General features: G+C 61.5%; 12 protein-coding genes. 7 read left to right on the forward strand and 5 right to left on the reverse strand.

Translation table 11 applies throughout. The features are described 5' to 3' along the window. Positions 1-9 precede the first annotated feature (9 nt). The 3 genes from ACIP6G_RS11390 to ACIP6G_RS11400 are packed head-to-tail and all read left to right on the forward strand — an operon-like array spanning position 10 to position 7,066. Positions 10-3,468 carry a glycosyltransferase family 2 protein gene (locus ACIP6G_RS11390; protein ID WP_400290564.1) on the forward strand — a complete coding sequence of 1,153 codons (3,459 nt, stop codon included), beginning with the start codon at positions 10-12 and terminating at the stop codon, positions 3,466-3,468. Further along, complete coding sequence (locus tag ACIP6G_RS11395) at positions 3,468-6,110, forward strand: DUF5719 family protein (RefSeq protein WP_400290143.1); 2,643 nt, start codon at positions 3,468-3,470, stop codon at positions 6,108-6,110. The genes ACIP6G_RS11390 and ACIP6G_RS11395 overlap by 1 nt, the downstream gene beginning before the upstream one ends. Before the next feature lie 26 nt (positions 6,111-6,136). Next, positions 6,137-7,066 (forward strand): heme A synthase, encoded by a 930-nt coding sequence (locus ACIP6G_RS11400; RefSeq protein ID WP_400290145.1) that lies wholly within the window; start codon positions 6,137-6,139, stop codon positions 7,064-7,066. A gap of 11 nt (positions 7,067-7,077) precedes the next feature. Here ACIP6G_RS11400 and ACIP6G_RS11405 read toward each other — a convergent pair whose 3' ends face one another. Then, on the reverse strand, positions 7,078-7,536 hold the full coding sequence (locus tag ACIP6G_RS11405; RefSeq protein ID WP_105657471.1) for a metallopeptidase family protein: 459 nt from the start codon (positions 7,534-7,536) through the stop codon (positions 7,078-7,080). A gap of 91 nt (positions 7,537-7,627) precedes the next feature. Here ACIP6G_RS11405 and ACIP6G_RS11410 point away from each other — a divergent pair, with 91 nt between their 5' ends. Next, positions 7,628-8,029 (forward strand): DUF3499 domain-containing protein, encoded by a 402-nt coding sequence (locus ACIP6G_RS11410; protein ID WP_208294212.1) that lies wholly within the window; start codon positions 7,628-7,630, stop codon positions 8,027-8,029. 209 nt (positions 8,030-8,238) lie between these two features. Beyond that, positions 8,239-9,750, forward strand: a complete 1,512-nt coding sequence (locus ACIP6G_RS11415) for a TIGR01906 family membrane protein (protein ID WP_400290146.1) — start codon at positions 8,239-8,241, stop codon at positions 9,748-9,750. 72 nt (positions 9,751-9,822) lie between these two features. Here ACIP6G_RS11415 and ACIP6G_RS11420 read toward each other — a convergent pair whose 3' ends face one another. Both ACIP6G_RS11420 and ACIP6G_RS11425 read right to left on the reverse strand, forming a co-directional pair. Continuing rightward, positions 9,823-11,664 carry a long-chain fatty acid--CoA ligase gene (locus tag ACIP6G_RS11420; protein ID WP_105657473.1) on the reverse strand — a complete coding sequence of 614 codons (1,842 nt, stop codon included), beginning with the start codon at positions 11,662-11,664 and terminating at the stop codon, positions 9,823-9,825. A gap of 78 nt (positions 11,665-11,742) precedes the next feature. Then, positions 11,743-13,353, reverse strand: coding sequence for a dolichyl-phosphate-mannose--protein mannosyltransferase (locus ACIP6G_RS11425; protein ID WP_400290148.1), 1,611 nt, complete (start codon positions 13,351-13,353; stop codon positions 11,743-11,745). Positions 13,354-13,421: 68 nt separating this feature from the next. On the opposite strand from ACIP6G_RS11425, the gene rsmI reads away from it, so the two are divergent. After that, positions 13,422-14,282 (forward strand): 16S rRNA (cytidine(1402)-2'-O)-methyltransferase, encoded by an 861-nt coding sequence (gene rsmI, locus ACIP6G_RS11430; RefSeq protein WP_400290151.1) that lies wholly within the window; start codon positions 13,422-13,424, stop codon positions 14,280-14,282. A 138-nt stretch (positions 14,283-14,420) separates the two neighbouring features. After that, the gene (locus tag ACIP6G_RS11435; RefSeq protein WP_105657476.1) at positions 14,421-15,908 is read left to right on the forward strand and encodes an NAD-dependent succinate-semialdehyde dehydrogenase; all 1,488 of its coding nucleotides are present in this window, start codon (positions 14,421-14,423) and stop codon (positions 15,906-15,908) included. 67 nt (positions 15,909-15,975) lie between these two features. On the opposite strand, the gene ACIP6G_RS11440 is transcribed toward ACIP6G_RS11435, so the two are convergent. Together ACIP6G_RS11440 and ACIP6G_RS11445 are read right to left on the reverse strand one after the other, a co-directional pair. Continuing rightward, a complete protein-coding gene (locus ACIP6G_RS11440; RefSeq protein WP_400290152.1) occupies positions 15,976-18,321 on the reverse strand; it encodes a transglutaminaseTgpA domain-containing protein in 2,346 nt (781 codons plus the stop codon). An 80-nt stretch (positions 18,322-18,401) separates the two neighbouring features. Beyond that, a complete protein-coding gene (locus ACIP6G_RS11445; protein ID WP_400290154.1) occupies positions 18,402-19,718 on the reverse strand; it encodes a DUF58 domain-containing protein in 1,317 nt (438 codons plus the stop codon). Positions 19,719-19,721 lie beyond the last annotated feature (3 nt).

A 19,721-nucleotide genomic window follows, 5' to 3' on the forward strand; every position in this document is an offset into this window, starting at 1 on the left:
CGTCCGCCAATTCATGTCACCGCCATCGTTGCTTCGCACGATGGCGCTGACTTTTTACCACGCACTTTGGCCGCACTGCGAAACCAGTCCCGGCCTATCGAACGCTTCGTCGGAGTTGACGCTTCGTCCTCTGACGCATCGCTAGAGGTCCTGCGGGCGAACTTGCCGTCCAACTCCGCCTTGCTGGTGGCCGATGAAGGATCCCTGGGGCTGTCGCTGGAAGTAGCGGTGTCGCAACTTCCCGAAGCGCGTTCGGACCGTGATGAATGGCTATGGATTATCCACGATGACTCCATGCCTGCTCCCGACGCGCTGGAACAGCTGACTCGGACCGTTGAGGCCTCCGAATCGGTATCCATTGCCGGTTGCAAGCTGCTGGACATCGATAACCCGCGCCATCTGGTCGAGGTGGGGTTGAGCGTGGACCGCAAGGCCCAGCGCCTGACCATGATCGATATCGACGAAGTCGACCAGGGCCAGTACGACGGACGAAGCGATTACTTTGCCGTGTCCTCGGCCGGCATGTTTATCCGGCGCGAGGTCTTTGAGCAGCTGGGCGGATTCGACCCGGCTATTCCGGGCCGTGGCGACGACGTAGACCTATGCTGGCGCAACCGCCTGGCCGGCCACCGCGTGGTCGTGGTGCCAAGTGCCAAGATGTACCACCAGGTCGAGGTTGTCGACTCGCTGGCAGGCCCGCGCGAAGCCAAGCGCTCGGAAGTCTTCCAGCGCTTGAAGTTCGCTTCGCCTTTGGAACTGCCGTTCTTGTGGATTGGATTGCTGCTCGGCGGCATCGGCCACTTCCTCGTAGCATTGCTGGCCAAGGACCCGGGGCATGGCTTCAGCCACCTGGCTTCGGTCCTGCGCGGACTGTTCTCCCCGGGCAAGCTGGCCGCTTCACGTCGCAACGTCGCCCAGATCCGCGAAATTCCACGCCGCCAGGTCCGCAAGCTGATGGTCTCCGGCGCACAGGTGCGCGAATACCGCCGCAATGTGAACACCGGGCGTGCCGATGGCGAGGTCTACGGGGATGGCAGTGGCGCCGACGCGATGGTTGAACCTAGCGGTGACAACTTCTCCGACTTCGTGCGAATCGCCCGTCCGCCGCGCACCACCGCAGTACTCTCGCTGATTCTGGCACTCTTGCTCTCCGGGGCCGCTTCACTGGTTGCTTGGCGCAGCCTGCTTGGATCCACTGCTTTGTCCGGCGGCGCGCTGCGCCCGCTGTCCAACAGCAACCAGGAAATCGGCGCCAACGCCCTATCGTGGTGGCAGAACATCACCACCGGATTGAGCGCTCCGCCGGATAACTCCGATGTGCTGTTCTGGCTTTTCTCGCTGGTGACTTTCAACCATGCCAACGAAGCTTCGATCTATCTCTTCTTCGCCGCGATGCCGTTGGCCGCCCTGACCGCGTGGTGGGGCATTGGCGCGGTGAGCCGTTCGCGTGCTGTCCGGTTCTTCGCCGCATTGATCTGGGCCCTATTGCCTTCGCTGGTCTCTTCGCTGGCCTCGGGACGAGTCGGCTCAGTATTGATCCACATCTTGCTGCCGCTGTTCTTCCTGGCAATTATCCGTGCCATGAATGCCCATGTGGCCATCGAAGGCGCGAAGCCCAAGAACCCGAAGCAGCAATCCGTATCCGCATGGACCGCTTCGGCTAGCGCCGCCTTGCTGCTCTGGTTGATCTCCGCCGGTTCCGTTTCATTCTTCCTGACCGCCAGCATCCTGATTTACGTTTTGGCCATCTTCTCGGTGCGCCGCGCACGCAGCCTGTGGTGGATCCCGCTGCCTGCAATCGTGTGGAATCTTCCGTTGCTGTTTGCCGGCCTAGGCGATCTGCGGCTGCTGTTCACCGAGCCCGGCGCGGCGCGCGCGTTCTCGCCAGCTGCCCCATGGCAGATGCTGCTGGGCTTCCCGGAATCCTTCGACGCCAACGCCTCGCTGGTGGGTTGGGACTTCCTGCCCGCCGGTCCGTGGGCTTTGGTCGCCGCACTGCTGGTCGGGGCTCCAATCATCTTGCTGGCTGCTTTCGGGACCTTGAGTTCTTCGCTCAGCCACAGTTCCAGCATGCGCCGGAACTCCCGCCGCCTGCTGTGGGGCGCAGTCCTGTCGCTGGCAGCGGGATGGGCCGTCGGTTTTGTCCCGTTCACCTTGGACTCGCACACCGCGGTGAGCGCCTACACCGGTCCGTTCGTCTCCTTTGCCATGTTTGCATTGCTTGCAGCTGCCGCCAACGCGCTAGCTGCCCTGCGCCATGAAGATCAGCCGCGCTCGATGCGGACGCAGGGTTCTCGTCCGGCGATGAGCCTGATGGCCGCATTCAGCGTGATCGCGGTTCTCGCTTCCGGCGCCGTGCTGCTTGGTGCCCAGCTGAATCCTGCCGCGGAGTCCGAAACGCTGACTTCCCTGAATTCGGCTCAGCAGGTGCACAGCTCCCAGCCTCGCACCCTGCCTGCCACGGCAGCCGATGCGGGACGCTCCGAATTCCAGAAGCGCACCTTGGTGCTCAGCCCGCGTTCCTCCGGTGAAATCGACAGCCAGTTGGTTTCGGGCTCCGGTGAAACCCTGGACAGCATCAGCCGCTACTCGCAGGTCAAGCAGCTAACCGGACCGCTGCTGGATCCTGAACGCAATGAAGCTTCTGCCACCGCGCAGGTTCAGAGCAAAGCAGTAGCGATGCTGCTCTCCGAGTCTGCATTGGATTCGCGCGAATCGCTGCGCGACTTGGGCGTGGGCTTTGTCGTGCTCAACGAGACTGGTGAATCTGTCCCAGCGACCGTGCGCATCCTGGATGCGGCCACTGGGCTGGCTTCGGTCGGCCAGACCGACAGCGGCTGGTTGTGGCGAGTGGATTTTGAAGCCAATGAAGAGAATCAGGGCGCTGGATTTGCCCGCGTTGTCGCTGCAAACGGAGACGTGAGCGTATTGCCGACCCAGCGTGGCAAGATCGCCAATCTGGAAATTCCGGCTTCTGATGCCAAGCGGACCCTGGTCCTTGCAACAGCGTCGGATCCGAAGCTGCGGGCCAGCGTTGATGGCGAATCCCTGCGTTCGGTGTCCTATCCCGAGGATTCGGAAACTCGATGGGCCCAGGCTTACGAGCTTCCTGCCGAGGGCGGCAAGCTGACGTTGTCGCACAAGGACTCCACGGCCATACCGGTTCTGGTGCTCAGCGCGATAGTTCTGCTGATTACCGTCCTCTTGGCCATTCCGGTGCCAAGCTCGCGGCGATTCGCCAACTACCGCAACAACGAATACCGCTTCCGTGAACCACGCGACGAAAATGAAGAACTCGCCGACGGCTCGGCCGTTTTGGCGGCCGCCGAAGTCCAGAGCCCGGCTACCGGCACCATGCCACTGAGCCGACGCGAGGCACGCGAACGCGCCAGCGAGATGCGTGAGAACTTGACCCCGAAGCTCAGCGACCGGATTTCGGACGCCGATGCCGAGCAGGAGAAGAAGTAGTGAGCGACGAGAAGAACGTGAACTCAGCGGATTCTGCTGACAAGCCAACTGAACAGACCCCGGCCCCGAAACCGGCCTCCGCGCAACCAGAAGCCAAGGACACCACCCCAGTGTCGGCGACACTATCGCGTGCTGAGACAAAGGCTGCCAAGGCCCGGGCCAAGGTCGATGCCAAATTGGACAAGGCCCGCGCCAAGGAAGCCCAGGCCCGCGCCAAGGAAGCCCAGGCCCGGTCCAAGGCCGAAGCGAAGAACGCCGAGAAAGCGGCGAAGGCTGAAGCCAAGGCCGCTCAGCGGGAAGAACCAAAGGCAAAGCCGCAGCCCGAGGCGAAGTCAGGGAACAAGGACGCCAAGGAAACGGCGCCCACCGCGCAGGCTGCCGGGGCAAAGTCTCAAGGCGAATCGGCGGAACAGAAGCCGGCTCCCAAGCCGGACTCCGTTCAAGCAGGATCGGAGCAGCCCGAGGCTGCACCCGCCAAGCTGCCTGCAACTGATGCAGGCGCCGCGGGCACCCCTGATGCAGCTGCGCAGCCGGAACACGCCCAGGGCGCCGAGCCTGCCAAGAACACCGGCCCAGCCGCGGCTGGAAGCAAGACGGGACCTGGTGCCGCCCAGGACGCTGGACCGAAGAAGCCTGCAGCCCAGGACCCGGTAGTTGTTCCCGAACCAGTCCAGCCGCCGGCTGCAGAAGCGCCTGGGGCTTCCGGGAAGCAGAACGATGCCGGGGACTCTTCGGGGCAGCAAGGCGCAGCTGCGCAAGTTGCCGGCGTGGCAGCCACTGGTGCCGCAGCTGGCGCTGGTTCCACCGAGGCTGAGAAGAACCAGCCGGCCGGCCCGAAGCCTGGAGAAGAAGCCGCGAAGGCATCAGAACCGGAAGATCCGAAGGCTGCCAAGCGCCGCGATCGGCTGGAGAAGGTTCGCGCGCGGAACGCCGCGAAGGAAGAACTTGCCGCTGCCAGTGCGCTGGCTGCGCCTGCAGCCGGGCCGCAGGCGGAATCGGTGGACGGCAACGTCTCGAAGCGTCGCCAGAAGCTGGACAAGGCCCGCGCCGCGGCCTCCAAGGATGCGGCAGCCGCGCCGACGCGCAAGAAGACCGGAGCGGTTCTGCTCAGCCTGGTTGCCGTTGCGGCTGCCGGCGCTGCAGTGGGTGCCGGATCAATTTTTGCCCCGGCACCGGCCGAAAAGTCGTTGCCAGCTGCCGTGACGAATCTGCCCGCAGGTGACTCCGGCAGCGTTTGCTCGGCAACCCCGCAGCTGCTCAAGGGCGTGGAAGGCACCGATGCGCAGTTCGCCCCAGGTGCCAAGGACATTTCCAGCAACCTGCGCAGCATTGCCGTTTCGGATCTGGCCAAGCGCATTCCGGGCTCATCCTTCACCAAGCTCGACGGCAGCGGCGCGCATGAGCTGACTGGACGCATCGCTGAGGATGAAGCTGCCGAGGCCCGTGGCGCTGATGATGAGGGCCTGACCGGCCGCGCCAGCAAGATTTCAACCGCCAACGATTTCGATGACGCCCAGGTCTACACCTTGCAGCCACTGGGCGAACTCGCTTCGAAGGGCAGCGCCGTGCGCAGCTACCAAGCCAAGGATGGCGACCTGGCAGGGCTTGCTGCCGCAACGTGCCAGGCCCCGGCGTCCAACTGGCGATTCACCGGCCTGCAGACAAGTACCGGATCCACCAGCGTGATGCATTTGGCCAACCCAACGCATACCACTGCCCAGGTATCCCTGCGGCTTCGAGGTCCAGACGGCTTGATCGACACCTCGACGCTGCAGAACATTGTCCTGGCAGCGGGGGAGAGCCGGGCCATCGTGCTCGGCGGCTACGCGCAGAACCTGAATTCTGTTTCGGCTGAAATCACGAGTGTTGGCGGAAAAATCACTGCATCGGTCCAACAGGCCGCCCTGCGCGGTTTGACCCCGTCGGGTGTTGAACTGGTCAGCGCCAACGCGACGGCTTCCAATAGCCAGGTGATTCCGGGAGTGTGGATCGAGAACAAGGAGAATATTTCCAAGCTCAGCAAGGACAACAAGTCGTTGGTTCCACAGCTGCACGTTGCGGCAACAGGCTCCTCGGGCGCTGGATTCAAGGTGAAGGTCCTGGGCGAAGACGGCGAAGTCGCCGCCAGCTTCGACGATAACCTCGCCGTCGACTCCGACGCGACGAAGATTGTGGATCTGATCCAGCTGGCTGGTGGCTATTACACGGTAGTTGTCGAGTCCGATGCTCCGGTCACCGCAGCGGTGAAGATGGTTCGCGGTGCGGACCCGAAGGACTCCTCGGACACTGCCTGGGCGGTGAGCTCCAACGCGCTAGCCGGTACGCAGGCCATGCCGCTGTCGGCTAATGGCACTGGGAAATTCGCCATCGCCGCCGTAGCTGCAGACTCAGCGGTGGAAGCAGTGGTGGTTAATAAGGACGGCAAGCTGGAGGAACCGAAGAAACTCCAGATCAAGGCCGGGCAGAATGTTGTTTTTGATCCGAAATCTGTCTCCGAAGATGCCCAAGCAGTCATCTTCTCGACAGATGCCAACGCTTACCTGGCCCAGCTGGTGCTCGGTTCCGAACGTTCCATCGCTTGGGCTGCCATGCCACAGGCGAATGCCGGACGCGACGGCATTGTGGTGAACATCGGCGGCTAGGAATCCGCCATTAAGGAACTGGATAATTGAAGACTCCTTTCGCATGGCTGGCTGAGCGGATCACACTGGAACGTAGTTCGCTCAAGGCAGCTTCGCTATCGGCAATGATCGCAGCGATTCTGATTATTGTCGGCGGCGGTGTCGTTCGAGTCACCGGGTCAGGACTAGGCTGCCCCGACTGGCCAACCTGCACCGGCGGTTCCATCGCGCCAACCGCTGAAATGGGGATTCACGCGACCATCGAGTTCGTCAATCGGCTACTCACCTTTGTCCTGTGCGCAGCGGTTGGTTGGGTCATCATTGCCGCCCGACTGCAACGCGAACCAGTTCCGGGCATCACCCGATGGGCGTGGTTCCAATTCTGGCTTGTTGTGCTCAATGCGGTCATTGGCGGGATCACCGTCTGGGTGAAACTGAACCCCTACGTAGTTGCCGCCCATTTCCTGGCTGCGACCTTGCTGCTCACTGCCGCTGCGGCCACCTGGGACAAGGTGCAGAATCTGGGAAACGCCGGCTCAAAAGCCAGTACGGATTCGCTGCAGTCGCTGGGAACCTGGTTAGTTGTTCTCAGCGCCCTGCTCGTCATCATTGGCACCGGGGTGACCGGCTCAGGTCCGCATGCCGGAGACTCGGCCGAGGTCCCGCGGATGGGCTTCGACTGGCTGCAGATCACTCTCGTGCATGCCGCAGCAGCCGTGGGCGCACTGGTTGTTGCTTTGGTGATGTGGCGTCAAGCAAGAAAAGAACAAGTACCGGACGTGGTGCACAAAGCCAAGCTCTACCTCTGGGTATTGGCCGGACAGGGGCTGCTCGGAGCGATCCAGGCCATGACCAGCCTGCCAGAGCTGCTTGTGGTCGCCCACCTGGTTGGTGCTGCGCTGGTATGGATCGGTGCCGTGCGCGTTGGCCTGGCCTCCCATGCGCCGGGACGTGAAAGCCGGATCCAGGCCAGCTAGAGAAGATGGCCCTAGTAGTCCGGATCCTCAGGGAAATATGCGGGGTCCACTTCCGAGATGGGTTTCATCCAAAGCTGCGCGACCTCGTGCACCACGCACTGATGGACCAGATCCAAGAGTTCGCCGGTGTTTTCCGCAATCTGCTCAATGGGCAAGCGATAAATGATGATGCGCGCTGGGCGGCTAGCCGAAGCTGATTTTGATGATGCAAGCGGCACCCGCTCGCCCAGTGCAGCAGCCTGTTCCAGCAGCTTGTCACTGGGCACCGGATCAATCAGGAAATCGATCTTTTCAATTTCTCCGGGCCAGCGTTCCGAGAGCCTTTGCGCACTGGCCATCACGGCATCATCAAATCGTTCCGGCCGTGAACGGTAAGCAGGAAGATGCATGGGCATCAGCGGGCCACGCCGCCCGCGTCCGTGGCGGTGGCGACGGGAACCGCTTGGCGGATCAGGCAACTTGGAGTTCATTAACTCAGCCTAGCGCTTGCGACACTGTGCCGGTGCCCATCAGCCCGCAAATGGGCGAAGATCCCAAGGATGTGCTGACCAGCCGAGTAGAATGGCAAACGTGGAAGGTCTTCGTCTTTGTTCTCGCCCAGCCTGCCGTGAAACGGCCCGCGCTACTCTTACCTACGTATACGCAGATTCAACTGCTGTTCTTGGTCCTTTGGCGACGTACCCGGAACCGCACTGCTATGACCTGTGCGCCCGCCATGCGAACCGTCTGACAGTTCCCAGCGGGTGGAGCCTGATCCGTGGCGCCATCCCAGATGTGCTTGAACCAGAAGATGAGCTGAACGCGTTGGTGAATGCCGTCCGCGATCGAGAACCAAAGGTTCGCGAACCTCGCCACGCATCGGATTCGCCCATTGATTCAGTCCGTCCCCGCGATATCCGTGCACAGCGCTTTGACACTCGCGTCCGCTTGGCTGTGCTCCCAGCTGGCGACGAAGAAGCCTAGACCTTCTTCTCGAAGAATTCTTGAACCTGCATCGGCACTTTGGCGGCATCTGCAGCGCCTCTTTGTGTCCTAGCTGAAATCCAATTGTGGTGTGGTAATCCGTCAGATGACTCGACTCGCTGGATATGCTAAAGGCGCATGGGCCGTACTCGGCCCGTGAAGCAACCCCAAAACAGCACACCATCGCGCGAATTGCAGGAGGACTCCTCATGGCTGAGGCGGCGAAAAACCCCACTGGAGGGCAAGGAACTACGGGCCAGCCGGCACCGGCTGCCACTGGCAACATGCCAGGCCCACAGACCAGCCTGAGCCAAAAAGCTGAAGAGCTTACTGCGCGCCTGGAAAAGCACAAGAACCAGGCCCAGGCAAACGCCGCTGCCCAAAAGGAAGAAGCCCGCAAAGAGGCCATCCGCCGCGCGATGTCCGGCAAAACCGACGCCGAGACCAAGAACCCAACTGCAGCTCCTACAGCCAAGGCGCAGCCTGCCCCCGTGAAGCCAGCGGCAGACAAGCCTGCCGCGACCCCTGCGGCCAAGTCAGCTGAGGCCAAGCCTGCTGCGGCCAAAGCCCCGGCAACCAAGCAGCCGGTCAAGCCAGCGCCCGGCAAGCCCGCGGCGTCCAAGCAGGCAGCCGCCAAGCCAGTTGCGGCCAAACCTGCGGCCGCGAAGCCTGCCGCCAAGGCGCCCGCTGCGAAGCCTGCCGCTAAAGAGCCAGTAGAAGATGTCATTCGCGCCATCAAGCTGCCGCACGAAATCGAAGCTGAGAAGCAGGTGCAAAGCGAAGCCGCCGCCGGTGCTGGAAAGTCCGCTGAGCCGCAAGCCAGCGAGAAGGCAACCACCGCGCAAAGCGTGCCACCGGTGTCTGCTGCTCCGAAGACCGGATCCCTGCCAACAACAAAGGCTGCCGTTGCCCAAGCACGTAACCGCGTCTTTGGCAGCTACGCGCCAGAACCGGAACCTTCCGAAGCGGCCGTGAAGCGCCGGGTTGCGCGCGAACGGGCACTGAACTCGAAGCCGGCCCTGGGCCGTACTGCCCAGGTGATCGTGGCTCTGGTCTTCCCGTTGCTGACCTTGATCGCTGCCATCCGTTTGGTTGCCACGCCGGCTTTCCTGGTCCTGTCCTACGGCCGCCCTGGATTCCCAAGCGATTCCTTTGGTTTCACCGATTCTGAACGCCTGACCTACGGCAGCTACGGTGTGGATTACCTGAACAACTTTGCCGGCCCCGAATACTTGGCCGGCCTGAAGCTTTCCACCGGTTCAAGCATGTTCACCGAAGGGGAGGTCCAGCACATGGTGGACGTGAAGAACCTCATCGGGTTCGCCTATATCCTCGGAGCTGTTCTAGCGGTCATCTTGATCATCGGTGTTTGGTACCTCGCCAAGCGCTATGCAGGCGGCGTACGGCGTGCATTGTTCTCGGGAGCGATCTTGGCCTTGGCGGGCATTGCTGCGCTTGCCGTCTCCGCGATTGTGGGATGGGACAATTTCTTCACCCAGTTCCATGCCCTCTTCTTCTCCGACGGCACCTGGACCTTCAACGTCAGCGATACGCTGATCCGCCTGTACCCTGAGCAGTACTGGCTCGATAGCGCCATTGGCATCGCCGTGCTGGTGCTGGCCACGATCGTCACTGTATTGATCAGTTGCTGGCCAACCGGCCGCCGCCGCGAGGCGGCCCGGCTGCGCCAGGAGGCCCGTGCGTTCGGCATTGGCAACTAGCTGGCACAAGGCTTAAAGCACTGGGGGAGCAGTTCATGGCGAACTGCTCCCCATTGCTTTACCCAGTGGGAATTACTGGCGGTAGAGGGCTTCCACGCGGCCTTCGAATTCTTCGAGAACGCTCTGGCGCTTGAGCTTCAACGAGTTGGTCAGGTGCCCGGAAGCTTCGGTGAATTCCTCTTCCAGGACCACGAACTTGCGAATGGACTCAGCCTTGGAAACGGTCAAGTTAGCGGTATCCACGTAGCTCTGGACCTCGGCGATCACTGCTGGGTTGATGGCCGCCTCAGCCAGGGTCATTGCTTCAAGCCCCTTGGCCTTGGCCCACAGCACCAGTTCTTCGGGATCGAGGGTCATCATGGCCGTAATGAATGGGCGCTGTTCGCCAGCCAGTACGCACTGGGAGACGATGCGTCCGGCGCGGACCATCTCTTCCAACGGGCCAGGGGAGACGTTCTTGCCGCCGGCGGTGACGATCAGTTCCTTCTTGCGGCCAGTGACCTGGAGGAATCCTCCATCATCCAGGACTCCGGTATCACCAGTCTTGAAATAGCCGTCTTCATCGAAGACTTCAGCTGTGGCGGCAGGATTGTTGTGATAGCTCGCGAAAACCCCAATGCCCTTGACCAGGATTTCACCGTCATCGGCGATCCTGATGGAGGTGCCGGGAAGCGGACGACCCACGGTGCCCACGCGGATTCGTGATGCTTGATTCACGGTGGCTGGGGCGGTGGTTTCGGTCAGGCCGTAGCCTTCGAGCAGTTCAATGCCAGCGCCGCGGAAGAAATGCGCCAAGTCCGGGTTCAATGCACTGGCTCCGGAAATCGCGTAACCGCAGTGGCCGCCAAAGACGGCCTGCAACTTCGGGTAGAGGACCTTGCTGAACAAGGCATGGCGGGCACGCAGGCCCAAGGGCATGCGAGTCTTGAGGCCACGCGCACGCGCATCACGGATCTTGGAAACCTCGATGGCTGCCTGTTCTGCCTTGAGGAACAGCTCGGCCTTGCCGCCACGTTCGGCTGTGGCCAAAGCGGTGGTGCGAATTTTCTCGAAGACGCGCGGCACGGCCAGCAGGAAGCCGGGCTTGACCGCGGACATGTCCTCGACCAGATTGGCCATGGAACTGGAATGCGCAATCACCGATCCGCCGTGGATGCAGGTCTGCTGGACGGCACGAGCCAATACGTGGGCCAGCGGCAGGAACATCAGCGTTCGGCGCTCTTCCCCGAGCACTTCGAGCATATGGCCGGCCAGATTATGCGCCACCATGGCAAAGTTCGAGTGGGTCATATTGCAGCCCTTGGGACGCCCGGTGGTACCCGAGGTGTAGACCATCGTGGCCACGTCCTGGAGGGTCATGGAAGCACGGCGGGATTCGACCAGCTGCTCATCGACTTGGTTGGCAGGAACCATCAGCTGATGCAGGCCAGCGGAGGGAATAAGCGTCTTGTCCGCCGTGTCGGAGCCTTCAAAGATGTGGGTGCGAACCGGTTCGCCCAGCTGAGCCGCCGCCTGGCGGACGTTGGCGCGCAGCTCGTGGTTTTCGGCGAAAACCACGCGCGCACCGGAGTCGCGCAGGATCCATTCGATCTGGAAGGCGCTGGAAGTTTCGTAGATGGGGACCGTCACGCCTCCGGCGAACCACACCGCTTCCTCTGCCAAAGCCCATTCATAGCGGGTACGGGAAATAATGGCGACCTTGTCACCGGGCTGCAGCCCATCATTGATCAGCGCCATTGCCAGGCGCTTGACATCAATGAGGAAATCACCGGCACTGAGATCATGCCAGGTGCCGTCGCGCTGCACGCTGAACAGTGGTCGTTGCGCCCCACGTGCTACGCGATCAAGGAGTAGGCTCGTCGTGTTTACTTCTGGTGCTAGATCAGTGAGTAGCTCGACGGTTACTTCTTGCATTGAAGAATTGTCCTTTGGGATTCGATGGTCGTCTTAGTGGCCTATTTCATGGAAACAGGTGGCCAAGCCACGGGCAGCCTAGCCCCAGCTGGGGAGCCACACGTGCAAGCGCCAGTAGTCATCCGCGATCATTTCCCCACTCCATATCGGCCAGAAAAAGGCCGACGTGACTAGGAATAGCGCTATGAATATGGTGAGTACGATGATGCGTGATCGGTGCGCGGCACTGGAATTAGGGTCGCGTGGAATGAACCTGCCAATCATATACGTCAACGCGAGCACCATGAACGGAACCAGTGGCAGGGTGTAGAAGAAGAACATTGTGCGTTCTGGGTACATCAGCCACGGCAGGAACCCGGCCGCCACCGATGAGAGGACCGCTCCGGCGCGCCAATCACGGGCGCCAATCCACCACAGAATCAGCAAGAACATGCTGATGGTGCAGGCCCACCACATCAACGGGTTAGGCAGGTCGGTAATGACCTCGGTGCAACGCTCCAGCCCGCAGCCGTTGGCTCCCTTGTCGTAGCCTTCGAAGTAGAACAGCACTGGACGTCCGGCGAAGGGCCACGTCCACGGCGAGGATTGCCAGCCATGCTCGGAGTCGAGCCCGGTATGGAATTCGTAGCCAGCCTGGTGATAGTGCCACAAGGAACGCAACGGCGAGGGCAGCCAGCTAATGCCTTCGCCGGGATTCTCCTCGGCCCAATGGCGGTATCGGCCGCCCTGGGTGATCAGCCATCCGGTCCACGTGGACAAATAGGTCAGCAGCACCAGCGGCAGCATGGTGAAGAAGGAATAGATTCCGTCGCGGATGAATGCCGCCGACTGCCACTTGTGAACTCCTGCGGTGCGCCGCGCACCAAAGTCCCAAAGCACCGCCATGAGGCAGAATACAGCTACGAAGGACAGCGCCGACCATTTAATGCCAACTGCGCCACCGAGCATGATCGCTGCGATCAGCCGCCATGGGCGCCACCAGAGCATGGGGCCATGAACGAGCAAGAAGTCATCTGGCCGGTTACCCTCGGGTACTGAAAGCTTCCGGGCAAGCACGGTTCTGCCGTGTATCCGGTCTTTGAGCAGGGCATAAAACGCGGCAAGCACAAAGAACATCAAGAAGATGTCCAGCAACGCGGTGCGCGACATGACTATGGAATGGCCGTCGATGGCCATGAGCAAACCGGCGATGCCGGCAAGGACGTGGGAACCAAAGAGCAAGCGGGCGCACAGGGTGACTAGCAGGACCGAGAGGGTGCCGACCAGCGCTGTGGAAAAACGCCAGCCGAAGCCATTGAAATCACCGAAGAGGAGCATGCCCACACCGATCATCCACTTGCCCAGCGGCGGATGGACGACAAAGGAAGATTCAGCTTCCAGCTGCGGGTCGCCTGCGATGAACTTCCCATCGCTGTCGTCAGCCCATTCGCGCTCGTATCCGCTTTGCAGCATCGCGAAAGCGTCCTTGACGTAATAGGTTTCATCAAAGATCAGCAGGTGCGGGTGCGCCAGGTTGACGAAGCGCAAGAGGCCGGCAATGAGTGTCACGACCAGCGGAATGATCCACATCAGCGGGCCGCTGGGAGCCACCACAGGCAGGAGCCGCTGTTTCAGGCTCTCGAAAGTGAAGGCCTGTCGCGCCGAGCGTACGTGGCCGGAGTCCGGAGTGTCTAAAACCGAGGTGCCCATCACCAATTCATGCTACCGGTGGAAAGTCCAGAAAGTGGGCTTTTCCTGCGTCGCGTAGGCTTAAGAATGTGCAGAACTCAGATAATGAGGGCGTAATCGTCCTGGGAGCCACCCCGATTGGCAATTTGTCCGACGCCTCCCCGCGTCTGCGGGAGATTATGGCCAGTGCCGATATCATCGCCGCGGAGGACACCAGAAACTTCCACCACCTGGCCCATGCCCTGGGCATTAAAATCACTGCGAGGGTGATGAGTCTGCATGAGCACAACGAGGCTCACAAGCTCTCCGAGGTGATTGACCTGGCCGCCGAGGGCGCGACTGTGCTGGTGGTTTCCGATGCAGGAATGCCGGCGGTTTCGGACCCCGGCTACCCATTGGTGGCCGCTGCCTTGAGTGCTGGCATCCGTGTCACCGCGGTACCGGGCCCTTCTGCGGTGCTCACCGCGCTGGCCCTGTCCGGATTGCCCACTGGCCGTTTCACCTTTGAAGGCTTCCTGCCGCGCAAGGCGGGGGAACGCCGCAAGCGCCTGGATTCCTTGCTCGCCGAAGATCGCACCATGGTGTTCTTCGAGGCTCCTCACCGGCTGAGCGACTTCCTGGATGCCGCTATCGAAGCATTTGGCCAAGACCGCCAGGCCGCCGTAGCCCGCGAGCTGACCAAGAAGTTTGAAGAGGTCCGTCGAGATTCACTGGCAAATCTGCGCGCATGGGCAGAAGATGGCGTACGCGGAGAAATTGTTGTGGTGGTCCACGGAGCCCCGGAAGCCGAGGCCGCATCCATCGAGGATTTGCTTCCCAAGGTTGCAGCCCTCGTGAAGGAAGGCATGCGCATGAAGCAGGCCGTGGCCGAAGTGGCCGAAAAATTCGGCGTGAAGAAACGCGAGCTTTATGAAGCTGTTCTGGCAGCACGTCACGAAGCGGGAAAATAGCCGAAGTCGCATAGGCTAAATGCACAATGAATGCTCGCGTTTATCGTGCAGACGGCAATTTACAGCCACCACCTGCCAGGAATAGCGTAGACATCAAAGACGATTAGTTTTCATTATTTTCTATCAGGAGATGCTCGTATGTCGATTACTGCCCAGCGCGAAGCGGAACTGCTTGCCAAGGTGCCAACCGGCCTATTGATTAATGGCGAATGGAGGGATGCCTCCGACGGTGGCACCTTCGACGTGCTCGACCCGGCTACCGGCGAGAAGCTGCTGACACTGGCCAGTGCTACGAGCGAAGACGCAATGGCTGCACTGGATGCAGCTGACGCAGTCCAGGCCGAATGGGCACTGACCGCACCACGCGAACGCGCGGAGATCCTGCGCCGTGCTTTCGACCTTGTCACCGAGCGCAAGGATGACTTTGCGCTGCTGATGAGCCTGGAAATGGGCAAACCACTGGCCGAGGCCTATGGCGAAGTAACCTATGGCGCCGAATTCCTGCGCTGGTTCTCCGAAGAAGCCGTACGCCACTACGGCCGCTACCTCACCACCCCCGAGGGCAAGAACAAGGTCCTGGTCCAGCACAAGCCGGTTGGCCCATGCCTGCTGATCACCCCATGGAACTTCCCGCTGGCCATGGCTACCCGCAAGGTCGGCCCGGCAGTAGCGGCAGGCTGCACCATGGTGCTCAAGCCAGCCAAGCTGACCCCGCTGACTTCCCAGCTTTTCGCAGCCACGATGATGGAAGCAGGCCTTCCAGCTGGCGTGCTGAACGTGGTCTCCGGCGCTTCGGCCTCGAAGATCTCCGGCCCGTTGATGCAAGATGACCGCCTGCGCAAGGTTTCCTTCACCGGCTCGACCCCGGTGGGCAAGCAGCTGATGAAGGACGCTGCAGACAAGGTCCTGCGCACCTCGATGGAGTTGGGTGGCAACGCACCATTCATCGTCTTCGAGGATGCCGATCTGGATGCCGCTGTCGAGGGCGCCATGGCAGCCAAGATGCGCAACATGGGCGAAGCCTGCACCGCTGCTAACCGCTTCCTGGTCCATGAGGACGTTGCCGAGGAATTCACCGCCAAGTTCGCTGCAGCGATGAAGGCCCTGAAGCCAGGACGCGGCACCGAAGCCGACACCACGGTAGGCCCGCTGGTCGAGGAAAAGGCCCGCGACGAAGTCCACTCGCTGGTTGAAGCCGCCGTCGCCGCCGGCGCGACTGCCATTACCGGCGGTGCGCCAGTTGACGGCCCGGGCTACTTCTACCAGCCAACCGTGCTGGCCAATGTCGCCAACGACGCCAAGATCCTGAGCCAGGAAATCTTCGGCCCAGTGGCACCAGTGACCACGTTCAAGGATGAGGCCCAGGCTATCAAGCTGGCCAACTCCACCGAATACGGTTTGGCTTCCTACATCTACTCGCAGGACTTCAACCGCATGTTCCGTGTTTCGGAGCAGATCGAATTCGGCCTGGTTGGATTCAACGCTGGCGTGATCTCCAACGCCGCGGCACCATTCGGTGGCGTGAAGCAGTCGGGCCTGGGCCGCGAAGGCGGCGCCGAAGGCCTGGAGGAATACACCACCGTGCAGTACATCGGCATTGCCGATCCTTACGCAGCCAAGAAGTAGATTCTCCAGCTCGCGCCGAGGCCCGACCGGATTCTTCCGGTCGGGCCTTGGCCGGTTAAACCGATGGCTACATGTCGATTCGCGTGGATTCTTCCGAGCGCGAATGACGCGGGTGCACCGAAGCAGGGAACAAGAATGCCCTGATTCGTTGGATAAAGGACAGCTCGCCGCGCAAATTGCCCTGGATCGCGTGCAAGGCGTCAAGCAGCGGAGCGGCATCATCAGCGCTGGGATGCCTGTTGGCGTAGAAGCTCTCTTGGATGACAGTTTTCAGGGACTGCAAATCCTTGGCGACTTGGGGATGGTCTTCGCCCAGCCGGGTAGTGTAGTCACCGGCCGACTCGTGGCTGCCAGCCGGCCCCCGGTAATCGGCCCCAATAGCCTGCAGCTCGGCCAGCAGAGCTGGAGCGGCATCAGCGCCGCCACGGCGCACGCGTCCTAGCCGCTCCTCACGCAGGCGATGGCGCCGCCACGGAGCAAGACCCAGTGCGAGGAAGGCCAGCAACAAGACCGCTGGCAACAGCCACACTGCCTTTGCGCCCTGGGTCCCAGAATCTGCGGACGGTGCCGGCGCAGAAGGCGCGGCGCTGGCCGGCAGGCTCGGGTTGCCGCGCTCGGTGGGCACTTGGGGTGCAGTGCTTTCTTGCGGGTTCGACGTAGGAGTTGGTTCCGGCGCGTAACTTGGCGAGTAGCCCCGACCCGGTGTGGGCTCGAACGGAATCCAACCCAGCCCGTTCAAATACAATTCTGGCCACGCGTGGGACTGTTTCCCGCTGACGGTATATCCGGTGAGCTCGGTACCTTCTTCCAGGCGCCGTTCCAGCATGCTCTGGGCGGTGTCCCCGGTGATTTCGAGAGTGTCTCCGCTGGCTTCACCGGGTGCATACCCCACGGCAATGCGCGAAGGGATTCCGGCTTCACGAGCCAGCAGGGCCATCGCCGAGGCGAAGTGCACGCAATACCCCTGGCGCCGGGCCAGGAAGGCTTCGACAACTCGACGATTGGCCCCGTCGTAGCCTTCGCGCAGCGGGGTGCGTTCGGAGTACACGAAATTCCCGGAACGGAAGAAATGCTGCAAAGCCACGGCGGTATCAATGTCGTTGGCAGGCTTCCCCTTCTTGCCGAAAACCTCATCGAGGGTTTGCTGCAGCAACGGTTCCAATCCGTTGTCAGGATCCTGCGGAAGACGCAGGTATTCCTCGGGCAGCTGGTCGCTGGCGTCGACTCCCATGTGCCCGACGTTGCGGACCATTTGCGTGCTGATGACCAAATCCGCGTAGGCCACTGAAATGTCGTTGGTCGATGCCATGGCGTCGCCAGTGAGCCTAGCCACCGAGGTCTCGTAGGTCCAGTTCCAATCCCCGACGATGCCCTGCACGAAATAGGATTGGTTGGGCAAAGGGAGGACCGGACTGCTGATGCCATCAGGCCAAGTCATTCGCAAGACTTCGTCGGTGCTGTTGAACGTGCTGAAATTCGTTGACACCGCGGAGGTGCCATCAAGCGTGTGCTGCATGGAGCTTTCGCTTGGTTCCCAGCGGTCTGAGGAAAGATCCTTGATCACCTGAGTGCGCAGGTAAGGCGCTTCTTCAGCAGTTGTGTAGTAGTCCAGGATGGGAACACCGCTGTTCGAGCGGAGGTCTCTTCCGAGGTTGATCAGCGGATCGACATTGCTGGCCAGCAGATCACCCGAAGGACGTTGCCCCTCGGAGAACATGCCGCTGCGGAAACCAGGCATCCAGATGCTGGCCGCCAAGAGGGCACCGACACAGGCCATCACGCTGACACCCAGAATTCCCAGCGTCCTGGGCGCAGGAAGCATCACTTGGGAATGCTTGGAAGATGCAGGGGCAAAGAGATACGGAATCAGCGCAATATAGCCGAGCACTGCCGACAACAGCAGCGCGAGATAGCCAATTCCGGCGCCTTCCTGCTTGAACAGCGACGCGATGATCGGCGCCAGGGACAAGGGAATGATGATCAGCATGGCCATGCGCCGCGAGCTGGCCAGCATTTCCACGATCAGGCTGATTGCCAAAGTGAAGCACAATACGCTGAAAGCCACAGAGCGGGAATTGGCTACCGGCGGCACCTGGGTAGCTAGCTGGATTCCCGCTTCACCAAGCACATTCCAGACCCATTGGGCGAGAGGCAAACCGTAGATGTTGCTTTCCCGGGCATCGCTGAGCGCAATGGATGCCACGGCGACGATTGCCGCAGCAGGAACAGCACTCCAGCGCAAGCGGCGGACTGCGCGCAGCAGACTGGCGCACAGGTGCACGGCGAAGACCGGGAGGACCAAGGCCGGGAACCAGCTGGAGCCTTCAATGACCCCGGACAGCGAGGCGGCACCCGCTAATACAGCGACTGCCAGGCAGCAGGCAGCAGCAACCCGCACGAGCAGAAGCCGCATCGCGGGAGCCGAGCCACCGCTCGGGTCCGGATTTTCAGGAGTCGGGGCTAGAGTGCTTGCCCCAGCACGGCCAGCGCTCATCATCCCCACATCTCGTCTATCGCCATATCGCCGGGAAGAATATGCACTTTCCAACTGGTGCGAGCCAATTCAAGTTGTATCTGCCCATGGCGTTCAGGGTGGCTGACCAGCAGGAAAACCTCGACATTGCGCACGGTGCGCGAGAGCGTAGCCAGCCAAGCTGCCTGCGGCGCAGTGAGCTCTCCGAGGATCATGATGACCGGTTCTTCGCGGAACACCAAGAGCTCCTTGCGCAGGGTATTGCCCAGAATCTCGGAACCGTTGGCTTCAACTGTTCCGTTGGCCAAGGCCAGGTCCGAAGTTGCGGCATGGAAGTCTTCAAAACTGTTCAGCGCGCCGAGCTCGGAGACGCTTTGCGGGTCTCGTTGCGCCAACGAGGCCCCGGTGAGGTCCCGGAAGGCGAGCTGGTAGCCGCTAGTGGCATATCTCAGGCCGATGCTGCTGGCCAACGACAACGCATTTTCAAAGCGGCGGCTGCTGGTGAGTGCTTCGGCGTGAGCCTGCGGCAACGAGATCCTCAGATCCGATCCGCTGTGATTCCAATGCTCGAAGGAAGTGTCCAGGACCAAGAGCGCTTGCGCGGTTGCCACGTGGTTTTCCTGGCGGACCATGAGCTTTCCGTGCCGGGCGCTGGCTTTCCAGTGCACCTGGCGGACGGAGTCGCCTTGCTGGTAGTCGCGCGTCGCGACATCGTAGTAGTCGGTGGTGGTGCTCCTGGAGAATTTCGCATCGCCAGTGAGCGTTCGTTCGCCGAGCGGGGCGAAACGATCCAACCGGTGCAATTGGGAACGCACGGGGATCTGCAGGCTCGCTCCGGTGCGCACCATTCCCTGTATCAGCCCCAGGGGGTCCACGACTATTTGCTGGGCTGGTCCCACAAGGTGGATCCCGCGTGTGCGGAACACCAATTCGTATTCGATGGAACCCGGGGCCTGGAATCGTGGGCCGGGCCCGAAATCCTCCGGCAATTGTTCCTGGATGATGGAACGCTCAGCACACGACAAGCGGAACTTGCTGACCTCGCCAACGCTGGGAACCGCCGAGAGCAGCTCCCGGTGGATAATCGTGCGTCCGCGCAGGCGCAAGGCCAAACCCCAGTTCGCCAAAGCCAACGCCACCAGGGCCAGGCCCAAAGCCATCATTTCGTGCCGGCCCAGGAGATATGCCACGAACACCAGCAGGCCGCCAGCTCCGGCAGTGCACCAACCGCGCACGGTGAACAGGTCAAGGTGCCAACGCCGCAGGACTGTCGCCGAATTTTCGGTGCGCGTCCAGGAGAGGGCATCGCGCGAATCGTAGCGGGGAATCTTCTCCATGGC

The sequence above is a fragment of the Glutamicibacter sp. NPDC088483 genome (assembly GCF_044753145.1).
Lineage (GTDB): Bacteria > Actinomycetota > Actinomycetes > Actinomycetales > Micrococcaceae > Glutamicibacter.